Annotated in this window: 24 protein-coding genes and 2 pseudogenes; 8 read left to right on the top strand and 18 right to left on the bottom strand. The window is 69.1% G+C overall.

The features are described 5' to 3' along the window. Positions 1-12: 12 nt before the first annotated feature. The 7 genes from topA to bldG form a co-directional block, all read right to left on the bottom strand. Complete coding sequence (gene topA, locus ACZ470_RS12315; protein ID WP_468426804.1) at positions 13-2,829, bottom strand: type I DNA topoisomerase; 2,817 nt, start codon at positions 2,827-2,829, stop codon at positions 13-15. Positions 2,830-3,073: 244 nt separating this feature from the next. Beyond that, positions 3,074-3,271 carry a hypothetical protein gene (locus ACZ470_RS12310; RefSeq protein WP_468426803.1) on the bottom strand — a complete coding sequence of 66 codons (198 nt, stop codon included), beginning with the start codon at positions 3,269-3,271 and terminating at the stop codon, positions 3,074-3,076. Between the two features lie 242 nt (positions 3,272-3,513). Beyond that, the gene (locus ACZ470_RS12305) at positions 3,514-5,043 is read right to left on the bottom strand and encodes a DUF7059 domain-containing protein (protein WP_468426802.1); all 1,530 of its coding nucleotides are present in this window, start codon (positions 5,041-5,043) and stop codon (positions 3,514-3,516) included. Between the two features lie 49 nt (positions 5,044-5,092). Next, on the bottom strand, positions 5,093-5,683 hold the full coding sequence (locus tag ACZ470_RS12300; RefSeq protein WP_468426801.1) for a small secreted protein: 591 nt from the start codon (positions 5,681-5,683) through the stop codon (positions 5,093-5,095). Positions 5,684-5,875: 192 nt separating this feature from the next. After that, the gene (locus ACZ470_RS12295) at positions 5,876-8,281 is read right to left on the bottom strand and encodes a sodium-translocating pyrophosphatase (RefSeq protein ID WP_468426800.1); all 2,406 of its coding nucleotides are present in this window, start codon (positions 8,279-8,281) and stop codon (positions 5,876-5,878) included. Between the two features lie 321 nt (positions 8,282-8,602). Beyond that, positions 8,603-9,040 carry an ATP-binding protein gene (locus tag ACZ470_RS12290; RefSeq protein WP_468426799.1) on the bottom strand — a complete coding sequence of 146 codons (438 nt, stop codon included), beginning with the start codon at positions 9,038-9,040 and terminating at the stop codon, positions 8,603-8,605. A gap of 112 nt (positions 9,041-9,152) precedes the next feature. Further along, positions 9,153-9,494, bottom strand: a complete 342-nt coding sequence (bldG, locus tag ACZ470_RS12285; RefSeq protein ID WP_003991900.1) for an anti-sigma factor antagonist BldG — start codon at positions 9,492-9,494, stop codon at positions 9,153-9,155. Between the two features lie 79 nt (positions 9,495-9,573). Between bldG and ACZ470_RS12280 the strand changes: the two genes are divergently transcribed. Beyond that, on the top strand, positions 9,574-12,168 hold the full coding sequence (locus ACZ470_RS12280; protein ID WP_468426798.1) for a DEAD/DEAH box helicase: 2,595 nt from the start codon (positions 9,574-9,576) through the stop codon (positions 12,166-12,168). 608 nt (positions 12,169-12,776) lie between these two features. Here the strand turns inward: ACZ470_RS12280 and ACZ470_RS12275 are convergent. From ACZ470_RS12275 to ACZ470_RS12250, 6 genes and pseudogenes are all read right to left on the bottom strand, one after another. Beyond that, positions 12,777-13,229, bottom strand: a complete 453-nt coding sequence (locus ACZ470_RS12275; protein WP_468426797.1) for an Rv3654c family TadE-like protein — start codon at positions 13,227-13,229, stop codon at positions 12,777-12,779. Next, positions 13,226-13,591 carry a TadE family type IV pilus minor pilin gene (locus ACZ470_RS12270; RefSeq protein ID WP_468426796.1) on the bottom strand — a complete coding sequence of 122 codons (366 nt, stop codon included), beginning with the start codon at positions 13,589-13,591 and terminating at the stop codon, positions 13,226-13,228. The genes ACZ470_RS12275 and ACZ470_RS12270 overlap by 4 nt, the downstream gene beginning before the upstream one ends. Next, positions 13,578-13,787 carry a DUF4244 domain-containing protein gene (locus tag ACZ470_RS12265; RefSeq protein ID WP_468426795.1) on the bottom strand — a complete coding sequence of 70 codons (210 nt, stop codon included), beginning with the start codon at positions 13,785-13,787 and terminating at the stop codon, positions 13,578-13,580. The genes ACZ470_RS12270 and ACZ470_RS12265 overlap by 14 nt, the downstream gene beginning before the upstream one ends. Positions 13,788-13,857: 70 nt before the next feature. Further along, positions 13,858-14,646: a type II secretion system F family protein gene (locus ACZ470_RS12260; protein WP_468426794.1), complete on the bottom strand. Its 789-nt coding sequence runs from the start codon at positions 14,644-14,646 to the stop codon at positions 13,858-13,860. Next, on the bottom strand, positions 14,643-15,518 hold the full coding sequence (locus tag ACZ470_RS12255) for a type II secretion system F family protein (protein WP_468426793.1): 876 nt from the start codon (positions 15,516-15,518) through the stop codon (positions 14,643-14,645). The genes ACZ470_RS12260 and ACZ470_RS12255 overlap by 4 nt, the downstream gene beginning before the upstream one ends. Further along, positions 15,515-15,856: pseudogene (locus ACZ470_RS12250) on the bottom strand (ATPase, T2SS/T4P/T4SS family); the annotation flags it as partial. The gene ACZ470_RS12255 and the pseudogene ACZ470_RS12250, both read right to left, overlap by 4 nt. A 49-nt stretch (positions 15,857-15,905) precedes the next feature. Here ACZ470_RS12250 and ACZ470_RS12245 point away from each other — a divergent pair. The 6 genes from ACZ470_RS12245 to ACZ470_RS12220 all read left to right on the top strand — a co-directional run bounded on the left by ACZ470_RS12245 (position 15,906) and on the right by ACZ470_RS12220 (position 22,065). Then, complete coding sequence (locus tag ACZ470_RS12245) at positions 15,906-17,480, top strand: recombinase family protein (protein WP_468426792.1); 1,575 nt, start codon at positions 15,906-15,908, stop codon at positions 17,478-17,480. Between the two features lie 662 nt (positions 17,481-18,142). Then, positions 18,143-18,637: a hypothetical protein gene (locus ACZ470_RS12240; RefSeq protein ID WP_468426791.1), complete on the top strand. Its 495-nt coding sequence runs from the start codon at positions 18,143-18,145 to the stop codon at positions 18,635-18,637. A gap of 210 nt (positions 18,638-18,847) precedes the next feature. Next, positions 18,848-19,123 (top strand): hypothetical protein, encoded by a 276-nt coding sequence (locus ACZ470_RS12235; RefSeq protein WP_468426790.1) that lies wholly within the window; start codon positions 18,848-18,850, stop codon positions 19,121-19,123. A 38-nt stretch (positions 19,124-19,161) separates the two neighbouring features. Next, the gene (locus ACZ470_RS12230) at positions 19,162-20,751 is read left to right on the top strand and encodes a phage major capsid protein (protein WP_468426789.1); all 1,590 of its coding nucleotides are present in this window, start codon (positions 19,162-19,164) and stop codon (positions 20,749-20,751) included. Between the two features lie 697 nt (positions 20,752-21,448). Then, positions 21,449-21,865 carry a hypothetical protein gene (locus ACZ470_RS12225; RefSeq protein WP_468426788.1) on the top strand — a complete coding sequence of 139 codons (417 nt, stop codon included), beginning with the start codon at positions 21,449-21,451 and terminating at the stop codon, positions 21,863-21,865. Next, complete coding sequence (locus ACZ470_RS12220; protein ID WP_468426787.1) at positions 21,862-22,065, top strand: hypothetical protein; 204 nt, start codon at positions 21,862-21,864, stop codon at positions 22,063-22,065. Before ACZ470_RS12225 ends, ACZ470_RS12220 begins: the two co-directional genes overlap by 4 nt. Before the next feature lie 80 nt (positions 22,066-22,145). Here the strand turns inward: ACZ470_RS12220 and ACZ470_RS12215 are convergent, their stop codons facing one another. From ACZ470_RS12215 to ACZ470_RS12205, 3 genes are read right to left on the bottom strand one after another with little or no spacing between them, the layout of a single operon-like run. After that, positions 22,146-22,997, bottom strand: a complete 852-nt coding sequence (locus tag ACZ470_RS12215) for a helix-turn-helix domain-containing protein (protein WP_468426786.1) — start codon at positions 22,995-22,997, stop codon at positions 22,146-22,148. A gap of 21 nt (positions 22,998-23,018) precedes the next feature. Then, positions 23,019-23,537 (bottom strand): DUF6879 family protein, encoded by a 519-nt coding sequence (locus ACZ470_RS12210; RefSeq protein ID WP_468426785.1) that lies wholly within the window; start codon positions 23,535-23,537, stop codon positions 23,019-23,021. Beyond that, entirely contained in the window at positions 23,506-23,763 is a 258-nt protein-coding gene (locus ACZ470_RS12205; RefSeq protein WP_468426784.1) for a hypothetical protein, read from the bottom strand. The genes ACZ470_RS12210 and ACZ470_RS12205 overlap by 32 nt, the downstream gene beginning before the upstream one ends. A gap of 375 nt (positions 23,764-24,138) precedes the next feature. On the opposite strand from ACZ470_RS12205, the gene ACZ470_RS12200 reads away from it, so the two are divergent. Next, the gene (locus ACZ470_RS12200; protein ID WP_468426783.1) at positions 24,139-24,372 is read left to right on the top strand and encodes a DUF7848 domain-containing protein; all 234 of its coding nucleotides are present in this window, start codon (positions 24,139-24,141) and stop codon (positions 24,370-24,372) included. 139 nt (positions 24,373-24,511) lie between these two features. Here the strand turns inward: ACZ470_RS12200 and ACZ470_RS12195 are convergent. Together ACZ470_RS12195 and ssd are read right to left on the bottom strand one after the other, a co-directional pair. Further along, positions 24,512-25,393, bottom strand: a pseudogene (locus ACZ470_RS12195) (TadA family conjugal transfer-associated ATPase); the annotation flags it as partial. Further along, on the bottom strand, positions 25,390-26,496 hold the full coding sequence (ssd, locus tag ACZ470_RS12190; protein WP_468426782.1) for a septum site-determining protein Ssd: 1,107 nt from the start codon (positions 26,494-26,496) through the stop codon (positions 25,390-25,392). The gene ssd and the pseudogene ACZ470_RS12195, both read right to left, overlap by 4 nt. Positions 26,497-26,700: the final 204 nt, after the last annotated feature.

The raw sequence follows: 26,700 nt of genomic DNA, 5'->3' as shown, positions 1-26,700 counted from the left end.
ACGGGGGAAGGGTCAGTCCTCCGCGCCGTTCGAGGCGGTCGCCTTCTTGGCCGCGGTCTTCTTCGCCGTCGTCTTCTTCGCGGTCGTGGTCTTCTTCGCCGCGGTCTTCTTGGCGGCCGTCGTCTTCTTCGCCGGCGCCTTCTTGGCCGCCGTCTTCTTGGCGGTCTTCTTGGCGGGGCCCTTCGCCCGCTTCTCGGCGAGGAGCTCGAAACCGCGCTCCGGTGTGATCGACTCGACACTGTCGCCGGAGCGCAGCGTCGCGTTGGTCTCGCCGTCGGTGACGTACGGACCGAAGCGGCCGTCCTTCACCACCACCGGCTTCTCGCTGACCGGGTCGGTGCCCAGTTCCTTCAGCGGCGGCTTGGCGGCCGCCCGACCGCGCTGCTTGGGCTGGGCGTAGATCGCCAGCGCCTCCTCCAGCGTGATCGTGAAGAGCTGCTCCTCGGACTGGAGCGACCGCGAGTCGGTGCCCTTCTTCAGATACGGCCCGTAGCGGCCGTTCTGCGCGGTGATCTCCTGGCCCTCGGCGTCCGTGCCGACCACCCGGGGCAGCGACATCAGCTTCAGGGCGTCGTCGAGGGTCACCGTGTCCAGGGACATCGACTTGAAGAGGGAGGCCGTGCGCGGCTTGACCGCGTTCTTGCCGGTCTTCGGGGTGCCCTCGGGGAGCACCTCCGTGACGTACGGGCCGTAGCGGCCGTCCTTGGCGACGATCGTGTGACCGGTCGCCGGGTCGGCGCCCAGCTCGAAGTCGCCGCTCGGCTTGGCGAGCAGTTCCTCGGCGAGTTCGACCGTCAGCTCGTCGGGCGCCAGGTCGTCCGGGATGTCGGCGCGCTGGTGCTGCTCGGTGTCCTTCTCGCCGCGCTCGATGTACGGGCCGTAGCGCCCGACCCGCAGCACGATGTCGTTGCCCACCGGGAACGACGACACCTCGCGGGCGTCGATCGCGCCCAGGTCGGTCACCAGCTCCTTGAGGCCGCCGAGGTGGTCCCCGTCGCCGTTGCCCGCCTCGGCCGCGTCACCGTTGCTGGTGCCCTCGCCGAAGTAGAACCGCTTCAGCCACGGCACGGCCCGCGCCTCGCCGCGCGCGATGCGGTCGAGGTCGTCCTCCATCCGCGCGGTGAAGTCGTAGTCGACGAGCCGGCCGAAGTGCTTCTCCAGCAGGTTGACCACGGCGAAGGAGAGGAAGGACGGCACCAGGGCCGTGCCCTTCTTGAACACATAGCCGCGGTCGAGGATCGTGCCGATGATCGACGCGTACGTCGACGGGCGGCCGATCTCCCGCTCCTCCAGCTCCTTGACCAGCGACGCCTCGGTGTAGCGGGCCGGGGGCTTGGTGGCGTGCCCGTCGACCGTGATCTCCTCGGCGCCGAGCGCGTCGCCCTCGGCGACCTGCGGCAGCCGGCGCTCACGGTCGTCGAGCTCGGCGTTCGGGTCGTCGGCGCCCTCGACGTAGGCCTTCAGGAAGCCGTGGAAGGTGATCGTCTTGCCGGACGCGGTGAACTCGACGTCCCGGCCGTCGGCCGCGGTGCCGCCGATCTTCACAGTGACGGAGTTGCCGGTGGCGTCCTTCATCTGCGAGGCGACGGTCCGCTTCCAGATCAGCTCGTACAGCTTGAACTGGTCGCCGGTCAGGCCGGTCTCGGCGGGCGTACGGAAACGGTCGCCCGAGGGGCGGATCGCCTCGTGCGCCTCCTGCGCGTTCTTGACCTTGCCCGCGTAGGTGCGGGGCTGCGGGGGCAGGTAGTCGGCGCCGTACAGCTGCGTCACCTGGGCGCGGGCGGCGGCGACCGCCGTCTCGCTCAGGGTCGTCGAGTCCGTACGCATGTAAGTGATGTAGCCGTTCTCGTACAGCTTCTGCGCGATCTGCATCGTGGCCTTCGCGCCGAAGCCGAGCTTGCGGCTCGCCTCCTGCTGCAACGTCGTCGTACGGAACGGGGCGTACGGCGAGCGGCGGTACGGCTTGGACTCGACGGAACGCACGGCGAACCGCGTGTTCTCCAGGGCGGCGGCGAGCGCGCGGGCGTTCGCCTCGTCGAGGTGGAGGGTGTTGGCGCTCTTGAGCTGCCCGAGGGAGTCGAAGTCGCGGCCCTGCGCGACCCGGCGCCCGTCGACGGTCTGGAGGCGGGCGACCAGCGACGAGGGGTCCGACTGGTCCCCCGCGCGGCCGGTCGAGAAGGTGCCCGTCAGGTCCCAGTACTCGGCGGAGCGGAACGCCATGCGCTCGCGCTCCCGCTCGACCACGAGCCTCGTCGCGACGGACTGGACACGGCCGGCGGAGAGCCGGGGCATGACCTTCTTCCACAGGACCGGCGAGACCTCGTAGCCGTAGAGACGGTCGAGGATGCGGCGGGTCTCCTGGGCGTCGACCAGCTTCTGGTTGAGCTGGCGCGGGTTGGCCACGGCCTCGCGGATCGCGTCCTTGGTGATCTCGTGGAAGACCATCCGCTTGACCGGGATCTTCGGCTTGAGCACTTCCTGGAGATGCCAGGCGATGGCCTCGCCCTCGCGGTCCTCATCGGTGGCGAGGAAGAGTTCGTCGGACTCCTTCAGCAGGTCCTTGAGCTTCTTGACCTGGGCCCGCTTGTCCGCGTTGACCACATAGATCGGCTGGAAGTCATGGTCGACGTCCACACCGAGGCGGCGGACCTCGCCGGTGTACTTCTCCGGCACCTCGGCGGCGCCGTTGGGAAGGTCGCGAATGTGCCCGACGCTCGCCTCGACGATGTAGCCAGGGCCGAGATAGCCCTTGATCGTCTTCGCCTTGGCAGGCGACTCGACGATGACGAGTCGGCGGCCGCCCTTCGCGGTCTCGCTGGTCGGGGACAACTTCGCTCTTCTCTCCGGTCGGCGCTCGGGATCCCCCAGGCGGTCTCCCCGGGGTCGGTCATGGTGACGCTGCGGAGTGTGACGGTACATCCCGCCCCCGTGTCAAACGGGAAAAGCCCACAACGGCCACTCGAACGGTAACCCGACTACCACCGTTCCTGCCGCCCGGAGTGTCCAGACTCGGCCCGCGCTTATGCGGAGCGCGACCTATCGGTTACCGCGAGCCGCCGGGGATCCGCGCTCCTCAGAGGCGGGTGAGGCACCATGCGCCGAGGGCCAGGGAGATCATCGCCACCAGGCCGGCGACGGCGACGGATGCGACGGGGCTCACACCCTGGGCGACGGGGCGGTGCTGTCGCACGCGGGTCACGGTCCAGGCCAGCAATGCGGCCCCGAACAGGCAGAACACCATCCCCGCGAAGATCGCTGGTCCGCTCTCCATGGTCGCCCGACGCCCTCTTTCCCGTCCGCTGGAACCGGCTCCGCGGTGACGCTGCCACGCCCGGGCGGCGGGCGGGCGAACCGGAGGTGAACGTGAGGACTACGGACCCGAGCGGGTCGCCCGGACGCCGGCCCGAAGGTCCCTTCAAAGAAATTCCGGATCGCTGCGGGAGGGCCGGGGCGGTGGCTGTGGTCGGCGTGAAAGCGGCGGCTCATGTGACCTGTGTGCCCCATCGGCTCGGATCAGCGGGCCGGCTCCAGGAAGCCCTGCTCGACCAGCAGCCGGATCTGGGCCGGCGTGCGGTCGCGCAGCAGCACCGGGTCCTCGCCGAGGAGCTGGGCGATGGCGTCCAGGATCCGGCCCGCGCTCATGGTGCCGTCGCACACGCCCGCGAAGCCCGCGCCGATCGTGTCCACCTTGGTGGCCCGGCGCATCCCCCGGTTCTGGCGCAGCACGACGTGCTCCGGGTCCTCGGCGCCGGGCAGCCCGACCTGTTCCTGCACGACTTCGGCGGCCAGCTCGAAGCGCGCCTCCAGGAGCGCCGCGTCGTCGTGCGCCCGCAGATAGTCGAGCCGGTCGAAGTGCGCCCTGACCGTCTCGCCGAGTGGCTGCTCGACCGGGTGCGGCCACTCCTCCACGGTGACCGACGGCACGGCGGAGCCCGACTTGCGCAGGGTGATCCAGCCGAAGCCGACCGCCTTCACCTTGCGCGCCTCGAACTCGTCCAGCCACGCGTCATACCGCGCCCGGTACTCGGACGGGTCCCCGCGGTGGTCGCCCGCGTCCCGCAGCCACAGCTCGGCGTACTGCGTGATGTCCTGCACCTCGCGCTGCACGATCCAGGCGTCGCAGCCGCGGGGCACCCACGACCTGAGTCTGTCCTGCCAGTCCTCCCCCTCGACGTGCTGCCAGTTGGCGAGGAACTGCGCGAACCCGCCCTCGTTCAGCCGTTCCCCCGCCTGCTGAACGATCGTGCGGCACAGATCGTCCCCGCCCATCCCGCCGTCGCGGTAGGTGAGCCGGGCGGCCGGCGAGATCACGAAGGGCGGGTTGGACACGATGAGGTCGTACGTCTCGTCGTCCCGGACCGGGGTGAACAGCGACCCCTCGCGCAAGTCGGCCGCCGGGGCTCCGGAGAGGGCCAGCGTGAGTGCCGTGATGTGCAGGGCGCGCGGGTTGACGTCGGTGGCCGTCACGCGCGTGACGTGCCGGGCGGCGTGCAGCGCCTGGATGCCGGATCCGGTGCCGAGGTCGAGCGCGGAGGCCACGGGCGTACGGACGGTGATGCCGGCCAGCGTCATGGACGCCCCGCCCACACCGAGCACCACGCCCTCGTCGCGGCTGCCGATGCCCCCGGCGCCGCCGACCGCGCACCCCAGGTCGGACACGATGAACCAGTCCTCACCGCCGGGCCCGCCGTACGGCCGTACGTCCACGGTCGCGGTGACCTCGTCCGCACCGGCCCGCGTCAGCCACCCGGACTCCAGGCAGACGTCCACGGGCAGCACGTCCGCGACCCGAGCGCGCGGCACGGGCTGCTGGAGCAGGAACAGCCGTACGAGCACTTCCAGGGGCGTGTCCCCGCGGGTGGCCCGGAGCGCGGGCACGGTCTCGCTGCGGGCCAGCGCCGCGTACGCGGGGGCGCCGAGCAGTTCGAGCAGTCCGTCGGCGGTGAAGGAGGCTCCGAGCAGCGCGTCCCGCAGCCGGGCGGCTGCTTCGGGACGGTCGGACGAGGGCAGGGGCGGCAGGCTGGCGTCACTCACGCCCCCCATTGTGGCCGCCGCCCTCGCCCGGCGCGTCCCGCGGGCTGCTGCCGACGCGTCAGCTCTTGGTGACCTCCGCCGACGCGGTGGCGGTCCGGCAGCTCGGCTGCCGGGACATCGCCTCGCCGACCTCGCCCTCCTCCAGCGTGCTCAGGGCGTTGCTGCCGCTCTTGCCCAGCTTGTCCAGCTCGGCGGCGATGTCCTTCAGGCCGTCGGCGAACTTCGCCTGGTCGTCGGTGTCGAGGCCGTCGACCTGCTTCTGCAGCGAGGCGTACGACGCGGAGATGCTGTTGAGCTCCTTGACCGCGTCCGCCTGCTTCTTCTCACCGTCCTCGACGTCCGGCGGTCCGGCCTTGTTCACGGCGGTGCCGATCGCCTTGTAGGCGTCGGACATGTCCTGGAAGGCCTTCGAGTCGGCGTTCTGGACCTCTTCCGGCGTGCTGTTGTCCGAGGTCTCCTTCTGGATCGCGGCGTTGGCCGATTTGATCTTCGCGGCCTGCGGCTGCACCGCGTCGCAGACCTCCTTCGCCCAGGCGTCCAGCTTCTCGTTGTTGTCGTCGCCGCCGCATCCCGTCAGCGCCAGTACCAGTACCGCACCGCCGGACAGTGCGGCCGCGAGCTTCTTGTTCACCGGATTGGTCCCTTCCATGGCTCTCGGCCCCGGAACATACACGCCGGATGGGCTACACCCACCCGTCGAACGTCCGGTAAGACACTTTTGAAGCCATTTGCACCATGCGAGAGAAGGCTCACGGCGCGGGTGCCCCGCGCACGGAAGGGCGGGCACCGCGTCAATACGCGCTGCCCGCCCGCACCTTGATCCGGGGTCCGATGCCCGTCCCTAGGAAACCACCGCCGGATCGGCGGACTTGGGCTTCGGCTCGGGGTTGTCCTCGTCGTCCACGGCGATACCGCGCCGCTTGGACACGTACACCGCGCCGACGATCACGAGCAGCGACAGCACCGCGATCAGCACCCGCATCCCGACGCTCTTGTCCGCGCCGTAGGAGAACTTGATGACCGCGGGCGCGATGAGCAGCGACACCAGGTTCATCACCTTCAGCAGGGGGTTGATCGCGGGTCCCGCGGTGTCCTTGAACGGGTCGCCGACGGTGTCGCCGATGACGGTGGCCGCATGGGCCTCGCTGCCCTTGCCGCCGTGGTGGCCGTCCTCGACGAGTTTCTTCGCGTTGTCCCAGGCGCCACCGGAGTTGGCGAGGAACACCGCCATCAGGGTGCCCGCGCCGATCGCGCCCGCGAGGAACGCTCCCAGGGCGCCGACGCCGAGCGTGAACCCGATGAAGATGGGCGCCATGACGGCGAGGAGACCGGGTGTGGCGAGCTCGCGCAGGGCGTCCTTGGTGCAGATGTCGACGACCTTGCCGTACTCCGGTTTCTCGCTGTAGTCCATGATCCCCGGCCGCTCGCGGAACTGCCGCCGCACCTCGAGGACCACGGAGCCCGCCGACCGCGACACCGCGTTGATCGCCAGCCCCGAGAAGAGGAAGACGACCGCCGCGCCGGCGATCAGACCGACCAGGTTGTTGGGCTGCGAGATGTCCATCATCAGGCTCATCGGCGCGCCCTCGCCGCTGAGCCGCTCGCCCACGTCCCGCGCGCCGGTGGTGATGGCGTCCCGGTACGAGCCGAACAGGGCCGCCGCCGCCAGTACGGCCGTGGCGATCGCGATGCCCTTGGTGATGGCCTTGGTGGTGTTGCCGACCGCGTCCAGGTTGGTGAGCACCTGGGCGCCCGCGCCCTCGACGTCGCCGGACATCTCGGCGATGCCCTGCGCGTTGTCGGAGACCGGGCCGAAGGTGTCCATCGCGACGATCACACCGACCGTGGTGAGCAGTCCGGTGCCGGCCAGCGCCACCGCGAACAGCGCCAGCATGATCGACGTACCGCCGAGCAGGAACGCCCCGTACACGCCGAGGCCGATCAACAGCGCCGTGTAGACGGCGGATTCGAGGCCGATGGAGATGCCGGACAGGACGACGGTGGCCGGGCCGGTGAGCGAGGTCTTGCCGATGTCCCGCACCGGGCGCCGGGTGGTCTCCGTGAAGTAGCCGGTGAGCTGCTGGATGAGGGCGGCGAGCACGATGCCGATGGCCACCGCGACGAGCGCGAGGATCCGCGGGTCGCCGTCCTTGCCCAGGATCGCCTCGTCGGTGACACCGTCGAGGTCGGCGTACGACGACGGCAGATAGGTGAACACCGCGATCGCGACGAGGACGATCGAGATCGCCGCGGAGATGAAGAACCCGCGGTTGATCGCGCTCATGCCGCTGCGGTCGGCGCGGCGCGGGGCCACCGCGAAGATGCCCGCCATCGCGGTGAGGACGCCGATCGCGGGCACCAGCAGCGGGAAGGCCAGCCCGGCGTCGCCGAACGCCGCCGAGCCCAGGATCAGCGCGGCCACCAGGGTCACGGCGTACGACTCGAACAGGTCGGCCGCCATGCCCGCGCAGTCGCCGACGTTGTCGCCCACGTTGTCGGCGATGGTCGCGGCATTGCGCGGATCGTCCTCCGGAATGCCCTGTTCGACCTTGCCGACCAGGTCGGCGCCGACGTCGGCGGCCTTGGTGAAGATGCCGCCGCCGACCCTCATGAACATCGCGATCAGCGCGGCCCCGAGACCGAACCCCTCGAGCACCTTGGGTGCGTCGGCCGCGTACACCAGCACCACACAGGAGGCGCCCAGCAGGCCGAGGCCCACGGTGAACATGCCGACGACGCCGCCCGTACGAAAAGCGATCTTCATCGCTTTGTGCGAGACGGCGGTGAGATCCTTTTCCGGCTCGCCCTCGGCCGGAGTGGCTTCGCGCGCCGCCGCCGCGACCCGCACATTGCTGCGCACGGCGAGCCACATACCGATATAGCCGGTGGCCGCCGAGAACGCCGCTCCGATCAAGAAGAACACCGACCGTCCGGCACGCTGATTCCAGTCGTCCGCGGGCAGCAGCATGAGCAGGAAGAACACGACCACGGCGAATACGCCGAGGGTGCGCAGCTGACGGGCCAGATAGGCGTTGGCGCCCTCCTGGACCGCTGCCGCGATCTTCTTCATGCTGTCGGTGCCCTCGCCGGCCGCGAGAACCTGGCGCACCAGGACTCCCGCGACCACCAGCGCCGCCAGCGCGACCACGCCGATGACCACCACGAGCAGGCGGTTGTCGTCGGTCAGCACGGCGGCTGCGAGGGATGTGGGTTGGCCCGACTCTTGTGTGATGGAAAGCCCCGCCATTCGTCCTCCTTGACGCTTGGGCTGAGCTCAAGATGTGGACGGGATTGTAGGTACCGGAACCTGATCAAAACAGAGCGCGTGAAATGTAAATGGCCTGCACGCACTCTTCCGCAATGATCGCCGGACGGCCGACGACCAGAAATCGGTAATGCCTTTGAAGCATTCACGTGATCGCATTTTCCAGGGCACGGCCGATCGTGAATCAATTCACGCGATCAACCGCACGAGACCACTGTAAGCGGGGGCACTGACACCCGCACATGCCGAAGGGCCCCACGAGTGGGGCCCTTCGGAAAAACAGTCGCCGTCCGGGTGAACCGGTCAGGCGAGGAGGGTGGCCGGCGGCGTGGTGGGCCACCTCATGCGGATCGATCCGCCGTGCTCCCCCGCGCTGACCTCCACGTCGTCGACGAGGCCGCTGATGACCGCGAGGCCCATCTCGTCCTCCTCGGTCTCCGTGTCGGCGTCGCCGGGCCCGTCACCGGGCGCCCGCGCGCCGTGGGTCGCGTGGGGTGCCTCGTCGCCGACCTCGATGGAGAACTGCTTCTCCTCCTCGATCAGCAGCACCTTCACCGGCGCCGAGATTCCGACGTTCTGATGCAGTCCCACGGCACGGGTGCACGCCTCGCCGACGGCGAGCCGCACCTCGTCGAGGACGGCCTCGTCCACTCCGGCCCTGCGTGCCACCGCCGCCGCCACGAGACGGGCGGTCCTGACGTGCTCGGGCAGCGCGCTGAAGCGGAGTTCGACGGTGGCCATGCATCCCCCTCGCGACTACGGGCGTGCTGTGGAGAGGCCGGGCCGCCGAAAGCCCGGCCCTCCTCGTGGTTCAGTTCTGCCGCCCGGGCGCGTCGGCCCGGGAGCGGGGTGGTCAGTCGGTGGCCGCCACCGCTTCCTCGACCGAGGTGTGGATCGGGAACACCTTGGTGAGGCCGGTAATGCGGAAGATCTTGAGAATACGCTCCTGGTTGCAGACCAGGCGCAGTGAGCCCTCATGGGCACGGACACGCTTCAGGCCGCCGACCAGCACGCCGAGTCCGGTGGAGTCGAGGAAGTCCACGCCTTCCATGTCGACGACAAGGTGGAAACTGCCGTCGTTCACCAGCTCGACCAGCTGCTCGCGCAGCTTGGGCGCGGTATATACGTCGATTTCGCCACCGACCCTGACGATCGTGCGATCGCCCATGGTCTCGGTCGACAGGGACAGGTCCACGGATCCTCCAGCACCTAGCTATCGAGCGGTCGCCCTTGGGGCATCTCGGCTCAGCCCCCGGGACGGTTCGCCAGCCGCGATGGCATTCAATCACTTACCGGCAGGCGTGCACGACGCCTTGGCTCCATTGTCCGTCACGCCAGTGACACACTCGGTGCCGATGGCCAAGAATCACCGATCCGATCGACCCCCGACGGACCTCCCGTCCAGGCCCGCGCCGGGCGCGGTCCTGGACCGGCTCGCGTCCGGACCGAGCCGGGCTTCGCGCATCACTCATACGGAGCACTTGCCCCCGCGGGAGGGCCGCCATGCCGTCTGGCCGGACCGGATCCGTCCGGAGATCCTCGCCGCCGTGCGGGCCGCCGGCATCGAGCACCCCTGGGCCCACCAGGCACGCGCCGCCGAGCACGCCCTGGACGGCGAGTCCGTCGTGGTCGCCACCGGCACCGCGTCCGGCAAGTCCCTGGCGTACCTCCTGCCCGTCCTGTCGGCGCTCCTGGACGGCGCGGAGGCCCCCAACGGCCGCGGCGCGACCGCCCTCTACCTCGCCCCCACGAAGGCCCTCGCGGCGGACCAGTGCCGGGCCGTGAAGGAACTTTCACAACCACTGGGCCATTCGGTGCGCGCGGCCGTCCACGACGGCGACACGCCGTTCGAGGAACGCGAGTGGATCCGCCAGTACGCCAACTACGTCCTGACCAACCCGGACATGCTGCACCGGGGAATCCTCCCGTCCCACCCCCGCTGGTCCTCCTTCCTCAAGGCGCTGAAGTACGTCGTCATCGACGAGTGCCACACCTATCGCGGGGTCTTCGGCTCGCACGTCGCCCAGGTCCTCCGCCGGCTGCGCCGCCTGTGCGCCCGCTACGGCTCCTCGCCCGTGTTCCTGCTGGCCTCCGCGACCGCCGCCGAGCCCTCGGTCGCCGCCCGCCGTCTCACCGGCGTGCCGGTCGTGGAGGTGGCCGACGACGCCTCACCACGCGGTGAACTGGTGTTCGCCCTCTGGGAACCGCCGCTGACCGAGCTGCACGGCGAGAAGGGCGCACCCGTCCGCCGCACGGCCACCGCCGAGGCCGCCGACCTGCTGACCGACCTCACCGTGCAGGGCATCCGGTCGGTCACCTTCGTGCGCTCCCGGCGCGGCGCCGAGCTGATCTCCGTGATCGCCCAGGAACGCCTCGGCGAGGTCGACCGCTCGCTGGCCCGGCGCGTCGCCGCGTACCGGGGCGGCTACCTCCCCGAGGAGCGCCGCGCCCTCGAACGCGCCCTGCACTCCGGCGAACTCCTCGGCCTGGCCGCCACGAACGCCCTCGAACTCGGCATGGACATCTCCGGCCTGGACGCCGTGGTGATCGCCGGCTATCCGGGCACCCGGGCCTCCCTGTGGCAGCAGGCCGGCCGCGCGGGACGGTCCGGGCAGGGCGCCCTCGCCGTCCTGGTCGCTCGCGACGACCCCCTGGACACCTTCCTCGTCCACCACCCCGAGGCCCTCTTCGACCGGCCCGTGGAGTCCACCGTCCTCGACCCCGACAACCCCTACGTGCTCGCCCCGCACCTCTGCGCGGCGGCCGAGGAACTGCCACTGACCGACGAGGACCTGGCCCTGTTCGGCCCGGCCGCCGAGGAACTGCTCCCGCAACTGGAGGCCGCGAAGCTGCTGCGCCGCCGGACGAGGGCCTGGCACTGGACCCGCAGGGAGCGGGCCGCCGACCTGACCGACATCCGGGGGGAGGGCGGCCGGCCGGTACAGGTCGTCGAGGCCGGTACGGGCAGGCTGCTCGGCACGGTCGACGCGGGCGCGGCACACGCGAGCGTCCACGAGGGCGCGGTCCATCTGCACCAGGGCCTGACGTATCTCGTCCGCTCCCTCGACCTGGAGGACTCCGTCGCCCTGGTCGAGCAGGCGAACCCGACGTACACCACGGTGGCCCGGGACACGACGTCGATCTCCGTACTGGAGACGGACACCGAGATCCCGTGGGGCGACGGCCGCCTGTGCTACGGCTCCGTCGAGGTCACCAACCAAGTGGTCTCCTTCCTGCGCCGCCGGCTGATCACCGGCGAGGTACTGGGCGAGACGAAGCTCGACCTCCCTCCGCGTACGCTGCGCACCCGCGCGGTGTGGTGGACGGTCACCGAGGACCAGCTGGACCGGGCCCGGATCAACCCGGAGATCCTCGGCGGCGCCCTGCACGCCGCCGAGCACGCCTCCATCGGCATGCTTCCGCTCTTCGCGACCTGCGACCGCTGGGACATCGGCGGTGTCTCGATCCCGCTCCACCCCGACACCCTGCTGCCCACGGTCTTCGTCTACGACGGCCACCCGGGCGGCGCGGGCTTCGCGGAGCGCGCCTTCCACACCGCCCGTGCCTGGCTGACCGCCACCCGCCAGGCCATCGCCTCCTGCGAGTGCGACGGGGGCTGCCCCTCCTGCATCCAGTCCCCCAAGTGCGGCAACGGCAACGACCCTCTGCACAAGCGGGGCGCGGTACGCCTGCTCACGGTGCTGCTGGACGGCGCGCCGGTGGAGAAGCCCGAGGGGGAGGACGGCGGGGAGCCGGGTGCCGGGGCGGCCGACTCCCCGTCTGCGACGGAGCCGGGGCGGGCCGCGTCACCGGCCTCGACACCGGCGACGGGGGCGAGTCGGGGACCGGAGCGAGGTACGGCGCCCTAGCTCGGGCCCGGGCTCAGGGGCCCGGGGTCGGACGGCCGGCCCGGCTGAGACGGAGCGGGGGCGGCCGCGTCGCCAGCCTCGACACCGGCGACAGGGGCGAGTCGGGGACCGAGGCGGAGGCGGCGCCCTAGCTCGGGCCCGGCTCTAGGGTCCGAGGTCGGACAGCCGGCCCGGCTGAGACAGAGCGGGGGCGGGCCACGTCGCCGACCTCGACACCGGCGACAGGGGCGAGTCGGGGACCGGGGCTCGGTCTGGGCGACCGAGAACGACGGCTGGGTCCGGGACCGGGACTCGGTCTGGGCCACCCGGACGGACGGCTGCCACCGGGACGGAGGGCTGGGTCCGGGACCGCGGGCCCCGGGTCGGGGGCCGGCACCGGGCCCGGATCGGGACCCGGCACCGAACCTGGGGGCGCCCCGGCCGAGCGCGAGCTCCAGCCTGGCCCAGGGCGAGCGCCGGTGCGGCGCGAGCTCCAGCCCGGCCCAGGGCGAGCGACGGTGCCCGAACCGAACCCGGACCGGAACCGTACGGCGCCCCAGCCGAGCCCAGTCCGAACCGGGGCGACCGAGCCGCAGCCAATCCCGAACCGGCGCTCGATCCGGTACCGCTCACGGCGCCCGAGCCGGGCCCGGCGCCAGGTTCCCGGCCGATTCCGTGACCGGACCCGGGTGCTGTGGTTCCGCCGGCCCCGCAGGCCCCGCCCGGGCCCTGATCTCCGCCGTGAACGGCCCCCGGCCCGCCGCCACCGACACGTCCGACACCTCACCGGTGACGACGCACCGTACGAGCCGCGTGTCCTGCGCCCGGGCCACTCGCTCCGCCCGCGCACAGGCCGCCGCAGTGCCCTCCGTCCAGTGGTCCGCCGCCGCCAGTGCCGCCAGATCCGCGCCCCCGGCCGCCCGGTGCCGGACCACCACGGCGTGCCCCAGGGCGAGGACGACGCCGAACACAACACCCAGCACGGCGATCGCGCCGACACTCCAGACGGTCGCCGACCCCCGGTCCGAGCACCGACCGGGCCCACGGCCGCTCCCTCTCGCCCGCCACCACGCGCCCTTCACGCCCCCTCCCCCACGGTCTCCTCCACCGCGGCCACGGCCTCCTCCCGCAACTCGAAGGGCAGTCCGTGCAGGACCGGAGGCCTGGCCACCACGACCACCCGTACCTGCCCTGCCTCCCGGCTCACCGTGACCCCGGCGCCGGGCGGTGCCGCCTCCCGGGTCACCTCGACGACCGCGTCGGCGGGATCCTGCCGGGCCGCCGCGCGGGCGCCCGCGCGGGCCGCGTCCACGCACTTGACCTGCGCCGCCACGACCAGCAGGCCCCAGACCAGCGCGGTCGCGACCATCACCAGCACGGGCAGCACCATGGCCGCCTCCGCCGTCACGAAACCCCGGTCCGCGCGCCGCTCACATCCGGCCATCGAGTGCCTGCTGCACGATGTTCCGCAGCGCGGTGCTGACCGGTCCGCTGGTGACCACCTTGTAGAGCACGACGGAGAACGCCACCGCCGCCACGATTCCCATCGCGTACTCCGACGTCACCATTCCGGCGTCCCGCCGTGCCGTCCGCGCCTTGCACACCAGGGCACGCAGTCGTGCCCGTACCGCCTGATACATCTCAACCCCCGTAAGGAGAAATCGCCTTGATCCTTTAGTTGCCGCTGCCTTCTTCGGTCGTCGTCTGCCGTCACCCACCACCTCCTCCCAGCACGCCGCCCGCGAGCCCGATCACCACGGGCAGCACGCCGACCGCGATGAAGGCGGGCAGGAAGCACAACCCCACGGGGGCGCTGACCAGGACGGCCGCCCGCCGCGCCCGTGCCGTCGCCGCGCGGGCCCACTCGGCGCGGGCCTCGGCAGCGAGCCGGCCCACGGGAGCGGCCAGGGGAAGCCCGGACACATCGGCCCGCTCCAGCAGCCGGGCCAGAGGTGCGGCGCCCGGCACCGACGCCAGCCGGCGCCACGCCGCGGCCGGTTCACCACCGAGCCGCACCTCCGCCGCGCCACGCGCCAGCGCCTCCCCGACCGGTCCGCCCAGCGCCTCGCCGACGGCCTGCGCGGCCAGTACCGGACCGGCGCCCGCCGCGATGCAGGCGGACAGCAGATCGGCGGCGAGGGGCAGTTGACGTGCCGCCCCGGCGATGTCCGTCTCCGGCGCGTGTGGAGCGGCCGCCGTCTGCCGAAGTCGCCACCACCTCAGTCCGGCCGCGGCGGCAGGCCCCAGCACCACTCCGGCGAGACCGCCCACCAGCACCCATCCGGCACACGCCACGCCCGCGTACGGCAGCCAACTCCGCGCTGTGGGCAGCACCGTGAGGCGTGCTCCGGGCGGTGTCCGCTCCAGGGCCAGCACCTCGGCCAGTCGCCGCCGTACTCTCCGTACGCGCCGCGCCCGGCCCCACCACCCCGCCAGCGAGGCGAGCGCGGACACCGTCCCCACCACCGCCCCCAGCCTGTGGACAACTTCCCCGTTCATGCCGTCACCTCCTCGGCGCCCCGCATGATCCGCAGCGCCCACCACAGCCCCAGGCCCTCCAGCACCCCGCCGGCCCCCAGACAGGCCAGTCCCGGCGGTGTGTGCAGCAGGATGTGCAGCGGGTCGGCGCCGAGTGCCGCGCCCAGCGCCAGGCCCACGACCGGGAGCCCCGCGAGCAGCACCGCCGTCGCGCGGGCGCCGGCCAACTGGGCGACCAGGTCGGCCCGCTGGTCCCGTTCGGACCGCAGCGCCGCCTCCAGCCGGTCGAGTCCGGCCGCGAGCCCGGCACCCTGGTCCACCGCCACCCGCCAGCACGCGGCGAGTCCCCGCAGTCCCTCGGCACCCGGCTGCCGTGCCGCCTCCGCCAGAGCCCCCGGGACGTCCCCACCGAACCGCGCCGCCGCCAGCACCGCCGCCTGGAGATCACCGAGCCCGCCGGAGTCCCGCGCGGCCGACAGCAGCGCCTCACCCGGCTGCCGTCCGGCGCGCACCTCTCCGGCGAGCGCCCCGCACAACGCGATCACCGCGTCCCCGCGGCTTTCCCGCGCCCGGCGGTCCCCGGCGGCCCGCCGCACCCTCCGCAGCAGGGGCACCCCGCCCGCCCCCGCGAGGACCGGCAGCACCGACGCACCCAGTACCGCCAGCACCGCCCCGGCGGCCAACGACCACCACTCGGCCCGCAGCCGCCCGCGGATCCGTCCCCACGCGCGGGCCACCCGTGGCCATCCCGGCGGCCCGTTCCCCACCGAGCCCCCGCCGGCCAGCAGCAACCGCGCCCGCCTGGCCCCGCCGTGCCCGCCGCCCAGCAGCCAGGCCGCGGTCCCCAGGCACGCCACGGCCGCGCCCGTCGATGCCTCGGTCGTCCCGTTCATGTCCCGGTCCCCTCGTCCGATCCGACACCGTTCGCGTTCCGCAGCAGCTCCCGCAGCCGCTGCCATCCCCGCTCGTGGGTGAAGGCCTGCCGACCCCACCGCAGCGCCGGCACCGTCCTCACCAGCCCCGAGGGGTCCCGTTCCAGCACATGCACCTCCGCGATCCGCCGCCGCCCGTTCCGCTCGCGCACGAGGTGCAGCACCACCGAGAGGGCGGCCGCCAACTGGCTGTGCAGCGCGAACCTGTCGAGCCCGGCGGCCGTACCGAGCGCCTCCAGCCGGGCCGGCACATCGGCCGCGGCGTTGGCGTGAACGGTGCATGAACCGCCCGGGTGTCCGGCCTAACCGTCCATAGCGGGTAGGTCGCCGACGACCTTGAAGGCGCACATGAGCCCCAAGACCGTGGTCATCTACGACCGGTTGTCCCGTCTCTTCGCCGAGGAAGCCCCGGATCACCGCATCGCCATCTGCCGCGCATACGCCGAAGCGCGCGGGTGGAAGGTCGTACACGTCGCCACAGACACGAACGTCAGCGGCGCAAGCAAGCTCGAAGACCGCCCCGGAATGCGCGAAGTGTTGTCGTGGCTTCCGCGCGTTGATTACGTGCTTGCCGCGAAGCTCGACCGCTACGCCCGAAGCGTTCTGGAATTTCAGCGACTTCTCGACGCCGCGAAGTCGACTCACTCGACGGTCATCACAGCGGACGGCGTCGTTTCGCCGGAAAACGCATCCATCATCATCAACGTTCTTGCCGCATTCGCCGAGTACGAGCGCGACATGATCAAGTCGCGTATCACGGCGAGTAAGGACTATTTCCGCAAGCGTGGCAACCACCTGGGCGGAGTCGCGCCCTACGGCTACCGCGTAACCGGCCCCGTGAACAACAAGCGTTGGGTCATTGACGATGAATCCGCCGCCATTGTCCGCGAGTGTGCAGACAAACTCATCAATCACGGCGCGTCGCTGACTGGCCTTGCCCGTGAACTCACTGAACGGGGCGTGCTGCCTCCCGCTGAGCACGCACGAAAGCGCGACGGGCGGAAGCTTCGTGGTCAACGCGTATGGCACAACACCACGCTTCGCGACGTCATGTATTCGGCAGCGCTGCGCGGATGGCTTGTTCAGGCCGTGCCGGGCGAAAAGCGGGGCGCGCTGACCAATCAGCCCGTACTCGACCCTGAAGGCAATCCCATTTCCGTCGGTCCCGAACTTCTCGACGCCGAAACGTGGTCGGCCGTGCGGGCGATTCTCGACGGGAAGGCGAAGGGGCGGGGTGTCGAGCGCAACGGGAAAGCACTACTCCTGCACGTCGCCTTGTGCTCCGAATGCAACGGCCCGATGTACCGGCAGCACCGAACCGCCCGGGACAAGGATTACTCGACGTACGTTTGCCGGAACGGGGTAGGTAAGCGGGGAATTCACCGGCCCAACGTCATCACGGCTCCAATACTGGACGACCTTGTCACCGCCGACTACCTGAAGCGTTTCGGTCGCATCGCACTTCAGCGCTGGACGGAGCCGGACGGCAGCGCGGTACTTCAGCTCAGCGAAGTCACGACACAGATTGAACGGCTTGCCGGGAACCTTGCCCAGCTCGACCCGAACGGCACAGCGGCACGCATGGCTATTGCCCAACTGAACGCACTGGAAAAGCGGCAGGCTGAATTGCGCACGGAAGCCGACCACGCTGAAGGCCGTTGGGTGGACGCTGGGACCACCATTGCGGCTGAGTGGGAGCGACGTACGGATGAAGGCCGTAGGGAACTCCTGAAGGACCTGGGCGCCGTTGTCGTCGTCCGCCCGGCAACCCCCGGCGCCCCACGGCGATTCAACCCGGCCCGCGCCGAGATTGATTACGAGGGTCCGACGTGGGTACGCAACGATCCGGCGGCAGCGGAGCTAGCGGCCATTGCCCAAACTGAAGCGCTCATTACTGAAGAGCGGCGCGCCGTGCACGTCTAGCCCGCACGCCCCAGGAAGACGCACAGCCCCCGGCTGCCCAGACGGAGCCGGGGGCTTCTGTGTGCCCGCCTACGGCGCTGCCAGGGCACGGAGCCACCAGCGGATAGAGAACCGCTCAGTGGCGCTCAGGGGAGCCCGTGTGGCTTCAAGTCCCGGCGGTGACGCACAGGTGACACCAGCAGCGGGAGGGGTGGCGCTAGCGTCACGCTTCAGAACGCTCTGACCTGGGATTTTTCTGTTTTTCTTCTCTTGAGTGACGCTGTTACGTCTTTTCATGAATCACATAAGAAAACCTATAGGACAATCCTTGAGTGACGGAACTGCGTCACAGGACAGGCGTACACCCGCTGACCTGCTGAAATACCGAATCCCGCGCACGCCCCAGCGCTGAAGCGCGTCACTTCCCCCCTAGTCACCGACTCCCTTGAGATAAGTAGAGGCGCTTTACGGCGCTCTTGCTGCGGGTCCGTGACGGCGCTTACGCCATGCCTGCCGCCCCTTTGACTCCCTCACGCGCTGGGAATGGCCACCAACCGGGCCGATGCGCGTACGACTAGAGCCCCCGGGCGTAGGTCGAGACTCATTCAGCGTGTCACGGCGCTGACTGAGACTCCCTACGTCCGGGGGCTTTTTCGTTTCCGTGACAACGAAGGATCTTCCCCATGCCCATTGGCGACCCATACGCCGACGCACTTAAATCTGTCGAAGCCGCCTACGGTCTAGCTACGGACTTCGGCTGCATCCACTGCACCAACAATGCCTCCCGCTGGGTGGTGGACAGTTCCAGACCCGCCACCCTTGACCCTCGAATGCGTAGATACAGCGCCCGGCACACAGACTATTGGCCGTTCTGCACCCGCTGCGCGCACGAATACGAGGACTGCGCGTCAGGCTTCCCACCCGTGGCCTTCCGGCGCGTGAACGTCTTCGCTGAGCGCCACTGGTTCACGGCTTGCTTTCAGGTGGACGCCAGCCGCTCTGTTCTACTCAGCGACGCATACGCAACCTATTTGGATTTCTGCCGCGAAGAACAGGCACGCGCGCAGGAGGTCATGACGCGCACCACTTTCAAGAAGGCGCTACTTCGCCACGGGGCGACTTCGAAGCGCACAAACAAAGGCGTCGCACTGGTCGGCGTGCGACTGCGCACAAATTAGCAGCGTAGGCACCGCCGGCCCTTGCCCCAAACTCTTCTCGTAAGGATCAAATCGTGAAGCGCAACAGAAACCCGATCGTTTACACGACCTGTTCGGCATGCGGATATGGGACAGCTTCGCACCGAGGACACGTCTGCCCCAGCTGTGCGCGGGTGCCGGATATCTCCGCTGCCGCCGAGGCAATGCGCAGGGTCGCTGAGGCGGCGCGCCGTGTCTGAACTTCCTGATGCCATAGCCACACGCAATCAGGTATGGGATTTCCTGCGCGCCGAGACGGTGAATTACCCGGGATACTGCCTGTCTCTGGTCAATTTCGTGCGCGTCTTCAACGGTTGGTCTTCCCGTAAACGACTGCCAATTCTGAATGACGACGACGTTGCAGCGCCTCTTGCCCAGGCAGGTTACGAACTCACCACAGATTTGTTTGGCCGTCCGGCCGTTCTGGGGCTTCGTATCCGGCAGACGGGAAAGAGGCCGCGCAAGTAGAACAGCGTTTTCAACCTAGGCAGCGAAGGGAATCAACCTTGCCTGACATAGAAACCCGGGCAGCGCCACAACCGCTCAATGCAGACGGCGCACGGAAGCTCAGCGGCTATGCCGTCGTCTTCAACTCGCCCACCACGATTGGCGCGTTCACCGAATCCATTGCCCCCGGCGCATGGACGAACACGAGTGATGACGTGCTAGCCACATGGAATCACAACCCTGACAACGTACTGGGCCGCACGCGTTCCGGCACACTCACGCTGACCGTGGATTCCACGGGCATTCGCTATGACGTGAACCTTCCGGATACGGAGCTTGGCCGCAGCGTCCATGAGCTTGTGAAGCGTGGCGACGTGTTCGGTTCTTCGTTCACGTTCTTCGCTGACGAAGACGAGTGGGACTACACGGGCGAAATTCCGCACCGCACAGTTACCGCAATGCGGGTCATTGAGCTTGGACCCGTTCACACCCCTGCATACCCGGACGCGACCGTTTCGGCGCGTGCAATCGAAAGAGGAAACATGCACAAGATTGACATTGACGCCGCCCGTAAGGCCGTCGCCGACAGTGAGCGCGCCGAGAAGCTTCGGGCCGACATTCGCGCCGCTGAGGCGAACGGCGAGAAGCGCACGGCGGAGCTTGACGAGAAGCGCGCGGAGCTTGACACACACAACGCTGAGCGCGCCGCTTCCCTTTCCGCTATGAAGTCACCCACTGAGCGCGCCGCGATCGGCCGGAAGGCTTCCGCCGGTGATCTCCTGTACGCGAAGCTTGCTGAGTCCCGGAATCTGACTTCTACGAGCACGGCCGGCGCGTTCACTCCGGCCGAATTCTCCAAGAACTTCGTTGACCTCATGGCGCCCAACTCCGTCGTGCTTTCCAGTGGCGTGAACCGGGTTGCGACCAACGCTTCTGAGTGGAAGACCCCGGTTGTCACTTCCGACTTCACTCCGGCGTTCGTCGGTGAGCTTGCCGATCTGCCGACGGGTGGTTTCGCGGCTGGTCTTCTGACCGTTAAGCCGATGAAGATTGCCACGGCTGAAATGCTCAGCTCAGAGTTCGTCAACGACAGCGACGGTGTTTCCCTGAACGCCATCTCCCGCTCGATGCTCCGCACTCTAGCGCTGGGCTTCGACAAGCAGGCGCTGAGCGGTACTGCCGGTGCCGATGCGTTCGCCGGTATCGCCAACACGGCCGGTATTCAGACTCTTGCCGTGACCGGTGAGCCGAAGGACCTTGCCCCGTTCGCTGAGGCTTTCGGAATGCTCGAAGACGTGTCCGCAACCCCGGGCGTCGTCGTCATGAACCCGACCCGTTGGGCTCAGCTTCTCGGCCTGAAGGACTCGACCGGCCGTCAGCTTCTCAGCGCGGGTGCGGGCTCCGGCACTGACGGCATTTCCCGCAGCATCCTGGGCGTTCCCGTGAAGGTTTCCCCGTACGTGGACGCGAACACGATTCTTGTCTATGACGCTTCGGAGATTTACGCGGTCATTCGGAAGGATGCGACTTTCGAGACTTCGTCGGATGCTGGTTTCTTCAAGGATGGCATTGGTGCCCGTGCCATCATGCGCGCGGCTATCGCCGTTCCGAACGCTGCCGCCGTCGTCAAGATGACGCTTGCCGCGTAATGGCGCTGGGCGAACTGTTCACGGACAGCGCGCCGCCTAAGCACGTCGAGATTGGGACCGGTCTTCTCATTGACGGGAAGCCGGTCCCTTCCGGCGTTCGGGTGCGCGTTCCTGCTGACGTTGCCGAACACCTGATTGCGCAGCAATGGGCGCGCGGGGTGGATAGGGGGCATCAAACCCCTAGGGGGGTGCTGGAGTGGCCCCCTGTGCGCAATATCCCGGGGGTGGGTATTGGGCTGGACGAATGGCCTACCCACATGCGCCCGTCATGGATGCGTGCTGACGGACGCGTGAAGCGTGCTGAAGGACTGCCGCACGCTGTGGCGACCTACTGCACAAGGTGTGAGCGCGTGGACTATCAGCGTGAGCACGCGGGTGCCGATCGTGTGCGCGGTGTTCAACGGATTGTGTGCAAGCGCTGTACCGAATCCGGACACAGCGAGTAGGTCAGCTTGGCCTTCTCTCACCCCTGCGCATACCCGGCAACTGATCACATGCATAGTTATGAACCATTTCTAAGCATTGCACCCAAATGGGAATTCCAATCATGGTTCGCCATCTTTTCACGGGGCGGATATCGGGTCGAAAGTTCAGCCGGAAGCCTCCCAGCGATCCCGGTCCCAGCTCGGAAAACGCGTCCGTGAGTGACGGGTCCGCTGGGTGTCACGCAGCCCCCGTCACGACGATTCGAGGAACGATGAACGACCGATATTGCAAGGCGTGCGGCAAGGCGCTGCCGACGGACGCGGACCGGCGGAAGACCACATGCGACGACGCGTGCCGGAAGCGTGCCAACCGTGTGGAGCGGGCAGCGAAGGCAGCGGGGAACGTCGTCCCGCTGAAGCCGTCCACGGGCGCCCTGGGCGACTCCGGGCGTACGGATGACCTTCGGGGTATCTGGGATGCGCTCATAGCCTCAGTGACCGCCCAGGGTGTTCTAGTACCCGGTTCTGCCGGGGTGCCCGTCGCGCATCCCGCGCTTCGGTTCCTGGCGCAGATTGACGCTCAGCTTCTCAAGCACGAGATGCACCCGGCGGAGACCGGAACGGACGACCTTGACGCGCTGATCGCAAAGGCACTTCGCGCAAGCGACGACGAAGGGAACGCGGCATGACGGTGGCCGTGTCTGCGAACACGTCGGAGCTTGCCAACAGGATCGTGCGCAGCGGCATGGACCCGACAACGCACCCGCAATACCCGCTCTTCCGTCTCGCGTTCATCCGCGACACGGGCACGGAACCCGGCACGGACGAGACCCCCTGGGGCGACGTCCACGACGTGTACCGCTGCACAAGTGCCCCTGACGTGTTCTGAGCGTCCAGCGGCACCACGAAGCCCCGTAGACACCTGGGAATGATCCTGGGCCGTCTACGGGGCTTCTGTGCGTTCTCCGGTCATGCGCTGGGAAGTGCTGTCATGGCATCCATAACGAGTGTCCGTGCATCCGCCCCATAGGCGGCAACCTCTTGCAGCTTACTGAAGGCGCTTAGGTACAGGTCCACTTCGCTTGGCTGAGTTTCCTTGATTGCTGCCGAAAGCGTCTCGACGTGCACACGCTGAGAGTCGAAGACCGTAAAGGTCTCCAACGGCCACGCTGATCGGGGCGCCGTGAATGGAATTATGCCCAGCGATACGGAGGGAAGCGCCATTACTGCTAGCAAATGCCCTAGCTGCGCTGCCATTACTTCAGAGTCGCCGATCCGATATCTCAAGACAGCTTCTTCAATCAGTACGGCGAACCGACGCCCACCATCACGCACCACGTGTGAGCGGTTCATTCGGGCGGTCACAGCATCCGCGACATCGTCGGGCGTTCCCCGAAATCGAGCAATGGAAGTTAGTAGCGCTGTGGCATAGCCGGGCGTTTGAAAGAACCCAGGGACAACATTGGAGCAGTACACATGGAAGTTCCGTGTCTGTTCATAGAGTGGTACGCCGGACTCCTGAAGCCGTCTGAGTCCCGTGCGTTGTAGCCGTTTCCATTGCACGAACATGGAATCGGCTTGACGGCTAGCGGCAATCAAATCATCAGCCTGTGCCTGAGCCTCACAGGCGGTACACCAAGCCCGAATATCAGCGTCGCTTGGTGGTGTCTTCGCATGCTCGATGCGAGACGACTTCGACTCACTCCACCCACAGCGAACAGCCAACTCGCGCGCCGTGATTCCAGCGTCCAGCCGTAGTTCTCTAAGCCGTACGGCTACGGCTTCCCTGGCCTCTTGGGCCCTGGACGAAGGGGACGACATGAGTTGGCTGCTCGCTGTGCTCTAGATCTTGTACTCACTGTGCGGAATGGCACGCTGCCAAACTTCCTCGAACGCTGCACCGCACAGCTTCAGCGTCTCAGTATCAGTGCTGAGTTCATCCCGCACATGGCTTCCGTCCCCCGCGAAATGGTGGGTGCGGAGTAGTGCGCCATCGAAAAGCCAGAAGTCGTTGGCCGGCACTAGGAATCCCTGTGCGTTTCGCCGTGGCAACCATCGCACCTGTTCCCCGGCAATGATGTTGGACTCCGTGGCGTAGTGCTCCCAACGGATGTACTCACTGACAGGCTCCGAGACAATTCGAGCACGCCGAATCGCTACGCCGCGCGCCACAGCTTCCGCAATGGCCTGATGGAAGGGGTGCCACCATGCCCCACGGTCAGCCCAGTCAACGCGTTCTCCACGCTGCCAGTCTTCAAGCCGGGGGTTGCTCCCGTAGTCGTCGCGCAACTCCAAATGCACTGCGGAACTTTGGGTGTTGCTCAGTAGCTCACTGAACGGCGGAATGCTGCTCGACGGCATCGCACGCTTCCCTGATCATCCGAACCATGCGGGCCGGAATCCTGATGACTTCCTCGCTGTCGGGGATCGATCCCTTGGCGGGTGTTTCTGCCTCACACACTGCCCGAAGTTCGGGCCCCGCTTTCCACCCCTGAAGTACAAGCTCCCCTGCTTCTGTGTCCGCCCAGACGGTAGGGCAGTGCTCAAGGTCGGTGTCCGGATCGATCCCGACGAACCGTAGCGCCATGACAGCCTCCAACAGTGCTTGCCTTGCGTGGACTTGCACATCAATCGTCCCCTCATTGCGCGTCGGGTCAAGACCACCTGCGGCCAAACTCGCGTGCAAGTCGGTGCAAGTTGCTGGAGTGCACAGCCGCCCCGGTCGTTGACTGCTATCAGACGGATGGAGACAGGGGGTCGGAGACATGACCACGCCGCGCACCTATCCCGGGGCACCGGTTGAACTCCCCATGAGAGAAGGCAAGTTGGAGCCAACGCCTGTTGAAGGCTGTGCCGGTTGCGCTGAACTGGCGAAGGTCCGCGACTGGGCACGTGCGGGCAACGATCCGACGACCGTGACTGACTGCAATGTGCTTATGACCAGGCACCCGGATGGCCACTGATGAGCGCCCGCACCGTGTTCCGGTACGTGCCCCACACGATCACGCATGTGCCCGACGGTGGCGTTACGGCGGAACTCTTCTGCGTTGCGCTCGACTGTGGTGAGTCCTCCGGTCCGCAAGGGGCGCCCGACGATGCTCAGGATTGGGCGTTGCGGCACACGGGTCGGAACCCTGCACATGACCTGTTCCGGCGCGAGTACACCGACCATGCCCGCGTGACCCGCGCCGAGTAGACCCCGGCCCGCTGAGCGACGGCGAGAAGGGCAGTTCAGCGCGTCGGGCGGGCCCCGTTCGTGCGCCTCCCCCGTGGTGCATGGGCGGGGCTTCGTCATGCCCGCTGCCGTGTGGTAGGCGCATGTATGGTTAACCCAGGCACCCGCCTTCGTGGCCCGTATTGAGGGCTGCCAGCAGATGCACCACCTCCGGGCCGCGCACCTCGCCCACGACCAGCCGGTCCGGCCGCATCCGCAGCGCCTGCCGCACCAGGTCCTCGAGGGTGACCAGGCCCGCGCCCTCCTGGTTGGCGGGTCTGGTCTCCAGGCGCACGACATGGGGGTGATCGGGCCGGAGCTCCGCCGAGTCCTCGGCCAGGACGATGCGCTCGTCCGGCCCGACCAGGCCCAGCAGCGCGCTCAGCAGGGTCGTCTTCCCGCTGCCGGTCCCGCCGCTGACGAGGAACGACAACCGCGCGTCCAGCAGTGCCCGCAGCACGCGGTCCCCGCCGGGCGGCACCGTCCCGGCCGCCATGAGTTCGTCGAGGGTGAAGGCGCGGGGCCGTACGACCCGCAGCGACAGACAGGTGCCGCCCACGGCCACCGGGGGCAGTACCGCGTGCAGTCGTGTGCCGTCGGGCAACCGCGCGTCGGCCCAGGGCCTGGCGTCGTCCAGGCGCCTTCCGGCCACGGCGGCCAGCCGCTGCGCGAGTCGTCTGACGGCCGTCTCGTCCGGGAAGCGGACCTCGGTGAGTTCCAGCCCTCCGCCCCGGTCCACCCAGACCCGGTCGGGCGCCGACACCAGCACGTCGGTCACCGAAGGGTCGGACAGGAGCCGTTCCAGCGGCCCACTGCCGACCAGCTCGGACCGCAACTGCTCGGCCGCTCCGAGCACTTCCGCGTCCCCGAGCACCCGCCCCTGGTCGCGCAGCGCCTGGGCCACCCGCGCGGGCGTCGGCTCGGCCCCGCTCTCCGCCAGCCACCGCCGCACTCCGTCCAGCAGGCCCGGGGGCGTCCCCGCTCCGGTCACCGGGCTCCTCATGCCGCCCTCGCCTCCACCAGCGCCCGCTCCCAGAACTCCTTGCAGAAGCGGGCCAGCGGGCCCCGGCCCGACACCCCGGGTGGCCGCCCCGTCTCGTACGGGCGTTGCAGGGCGGGCTCGACGGGCACGTCTCCCGCGAGGGGCAGTCCGAGCAGCCGGGCCACCTCGCGGTCGTCCAGTCCGGGCGCGTACGGCCCGCGTACCGCCACCCTGAGATCACGCAGGACCATGCCCACGGCGGAGGCGACGCGGCCCGCCGCCGCGACGGCGCGCAGTTCCGCGGGGACCACGAGGAGCGCGAGGTCGAGTTGGGCGAGGACCTCGGCGACCCCGTCGTCGACGCGGCGCGGCAGGTCGACCACGACGGTGCCGCCCCCGCGCCGGGCCGCGGCGAGCACGGCACGGACGGCCCGGGGCGGTACGGCCAGGCAGTCGCCGCGGTCCCAGCTGAGCACCCGCAGCGAGTGCAGTTCCGGCAGTGACTCCTCCAGGGCTCCGCCGCCCACCCGGCCGTGCGACGCGGCGAAGGCGGGCCAGCGCAGTCCCTTGGCCGTCTCGCCCCCGAGGGCCACGTCGAGTCCGCCGCCCAGTGGATCGGCGTCCACGAGGAGGGTGCGCAGGCCCTCTCGGGCGGAGGTGACGGCGAGCGCGCACGCGAGCGTGGACGCTCCCGCTCCGCCCCGGCCGCCGATGACGCCCACGGTCAGGGCGGGCCGTCCGACGCCCTCGGCCACGTCGGCGATGCGGTCGACCAGCCACTGCTCGCCGTCGGGCAGCATCAGCACATGGTCGGCGCCGATCTCGACGGCCCGTCGCCAGACCCCGGAGTCGTCCTGGTCGCGGCCGACCAGCACCACTCCCGGACGGCGCGCCGCCCCGCGCACGCGCCGTGCGGCGTCGTCCCCGACCAGGACGAGCGGCGCGGCCTCCCAGCTCCCCCTCGGTCCCGGCACCCCGTGATGCACTTCCGGTGTGGCGCCGGCTGCCGCGCACAGGCGCAACAGGTCGTCGAGGAGCCCGGCGTCCTCGGTGACGATCAGCGGTGCGCCCGGTCGGCCTCCTCCGGCGTCCGGCGGTGGATCGTGGGTGATGGTTCCGGACATGTTCGTCCCCCTTTTGCCGCATCTCTCGCGCAGCCCCTGCGGCCCCGCGATTCCCAGATGTGTGAAGAGCCGGCAAGCGGCCTTCCTTTGACGGCCGACGGAAACCGGCCATACGCGACCCGACAAACGGAACCGGGCGTGAACTCACGGCGAGCGGGCCGCGTGGGAATCACGGTGCAGCGATCCCGAAAAACATGTGGATCT

It is taken from the genome of Streptomyces sp. NPDC031111 (genome assembly GCF_055570675.1).
Note: the sequence above shows the minus strand (reverse complement) of the source record. Positions and strands in the feature narration are given on the sequence as shown.

Excerpts from the sequence above, each read along its gene's own strand:
- ACZ470_RS12310 (WP_468426803.1), bottom strand. The coding sequence starts at position 3,271 with ATGGAGAGCGGACCAGCGATCTTCGCGGGGATGGTGTTCTGCCTGTTC.
- ACZ470_RS12305 (WP_468426802.1), bottom strand. The coding sequence starts at position 5,043 with ATGGGGGGCGTGAGTGACGCCAGCCTGCCGCCCCTGCCCTCGTCCGAC.
- ACZ470_RS12300 (WP_468426801.1), bottom strand. The coding sequence starts at position 5,683 with ATGGAAGGGACCAATCCGGTGAACAAGAAGCTCGCGGCCGCACTGTCC.
- ACZ470_RS12295 (WP_468426800.1), bottom strand. The coding sequence starts at position 8,281 with ATGGCGGGGCTTTCCATCACACAAGAGTCGGGCCAACCCACATCCCTC.
- ACZ470_RS12290 (WP_468426799.1), bottom strand. The coding sequence starts at position 9,040 with ATGGCCACCGTCGAACTCCGCTTCAGCGCGCTGCCCGAGCACGTCAGG.
- ACZ470_RS12280 (WP_468426798.1), top strand. The coding sequence starts at position 9,574 with ATGGCATTCAATCACTTACCGGCAGGCGTGCACGACGCCTTGGCTCCA.
- ACZ470_RS12270 (WP_468426796.1), bottom strand. The coding sequence starts at position 13,591 with ATGGCCGGATGTGAGCGGCGCGCGGACCGGGGTTTCGTGACGGCGGAG.
- ACZ470_RS12265 (WP_468426795.1), bottom strand. The coding sequence starts at position 13,787 with ATGTATCAGGCGGTACGGGCACGACTGCGTGCCCTGGTGTGCAAGGCG.
- ACZ470_RS12260 (WP_468426794.1), bottom strand. The coding sequence starts at position 14,646 with ATGAACGGGGAAGTTGTCCACAGGCTGGGGGCGGTGGTGGGGACGGTG.
- ACZ470_RS12255 (WP_468426793.1), bottom strand. The coding sequence starts at position 15,518 with ATGAACGGGACGACCGAGGCATCGACGGGCGCGGCCGTGGCGTGCCTG.
- ACZ470_RS12245 (WP_468426792.1), top strand. The coding sequence starts at position 15,906 with ATGAGCCCCAAGACCGTGGTCATCTACGACCGGTTGTCCCGTCTCTTC.
- ACZ470_RS12240 (WP_468426791.1), top strand. The coding sequence starts at position 18,143 with ATGCCCATTGGCGACCCATACGCCGACGCACTTAAATCTGTCGAAGCC.
- ACZ470_RS12225 (WP_468426788.1), top strand. The coding sequence starts at position 21,449 with ATGAACGACCGATATTGCAAGGCGTGCGGCAAGGCGCTGCCGACGGAC.
- ACZ470_RS12220 (WP_468426787.1), top strand. The coding sequence starts at position 21,862 with ATGACGGTGGCCGTGTCTGCGAACACGTCGGAGCTTGCCAACAGGATC.
- ACZ470_RS12215 (WP_468426786.1), bottom strand. The coding sequence starts at position 22,997 with ATGTCGTCCCCTTCGTCCAGGGCCCAAGAGGCCAGGGAAGCCGTAGCC.
- ACZ470_RS12210 (WP_468426785.1), bottom strand. The coding sequence starts at position 23,537 with ATGCCGTCGAGCAGCATTCCGCCGTTCAGTGAGCTACTGAGCAACACC.
- ACZ470_RS12205 (WP_468426784.1), bottom strand. The coding sequence starts at position 23,763 with ATGGCGCTACGGTTCGTCGGGATCGATCCGGACACCGACCTTGAGCAC.
- ACZ470_RS12200 (WP_468426783.1), top strand. The coding sequence starts at position 24,139 with ATGAGCGCCCGCACCGTGTTCCGGTACGTGCCCCACACGATCACGCAT.
- ssd (WP_468426782.1), bottom strand. The coding sequence starts at position 26,496 with ATGTCCGGAACCATCACCCACGATCCACCGCCGGACGCCGGAGGAGGC.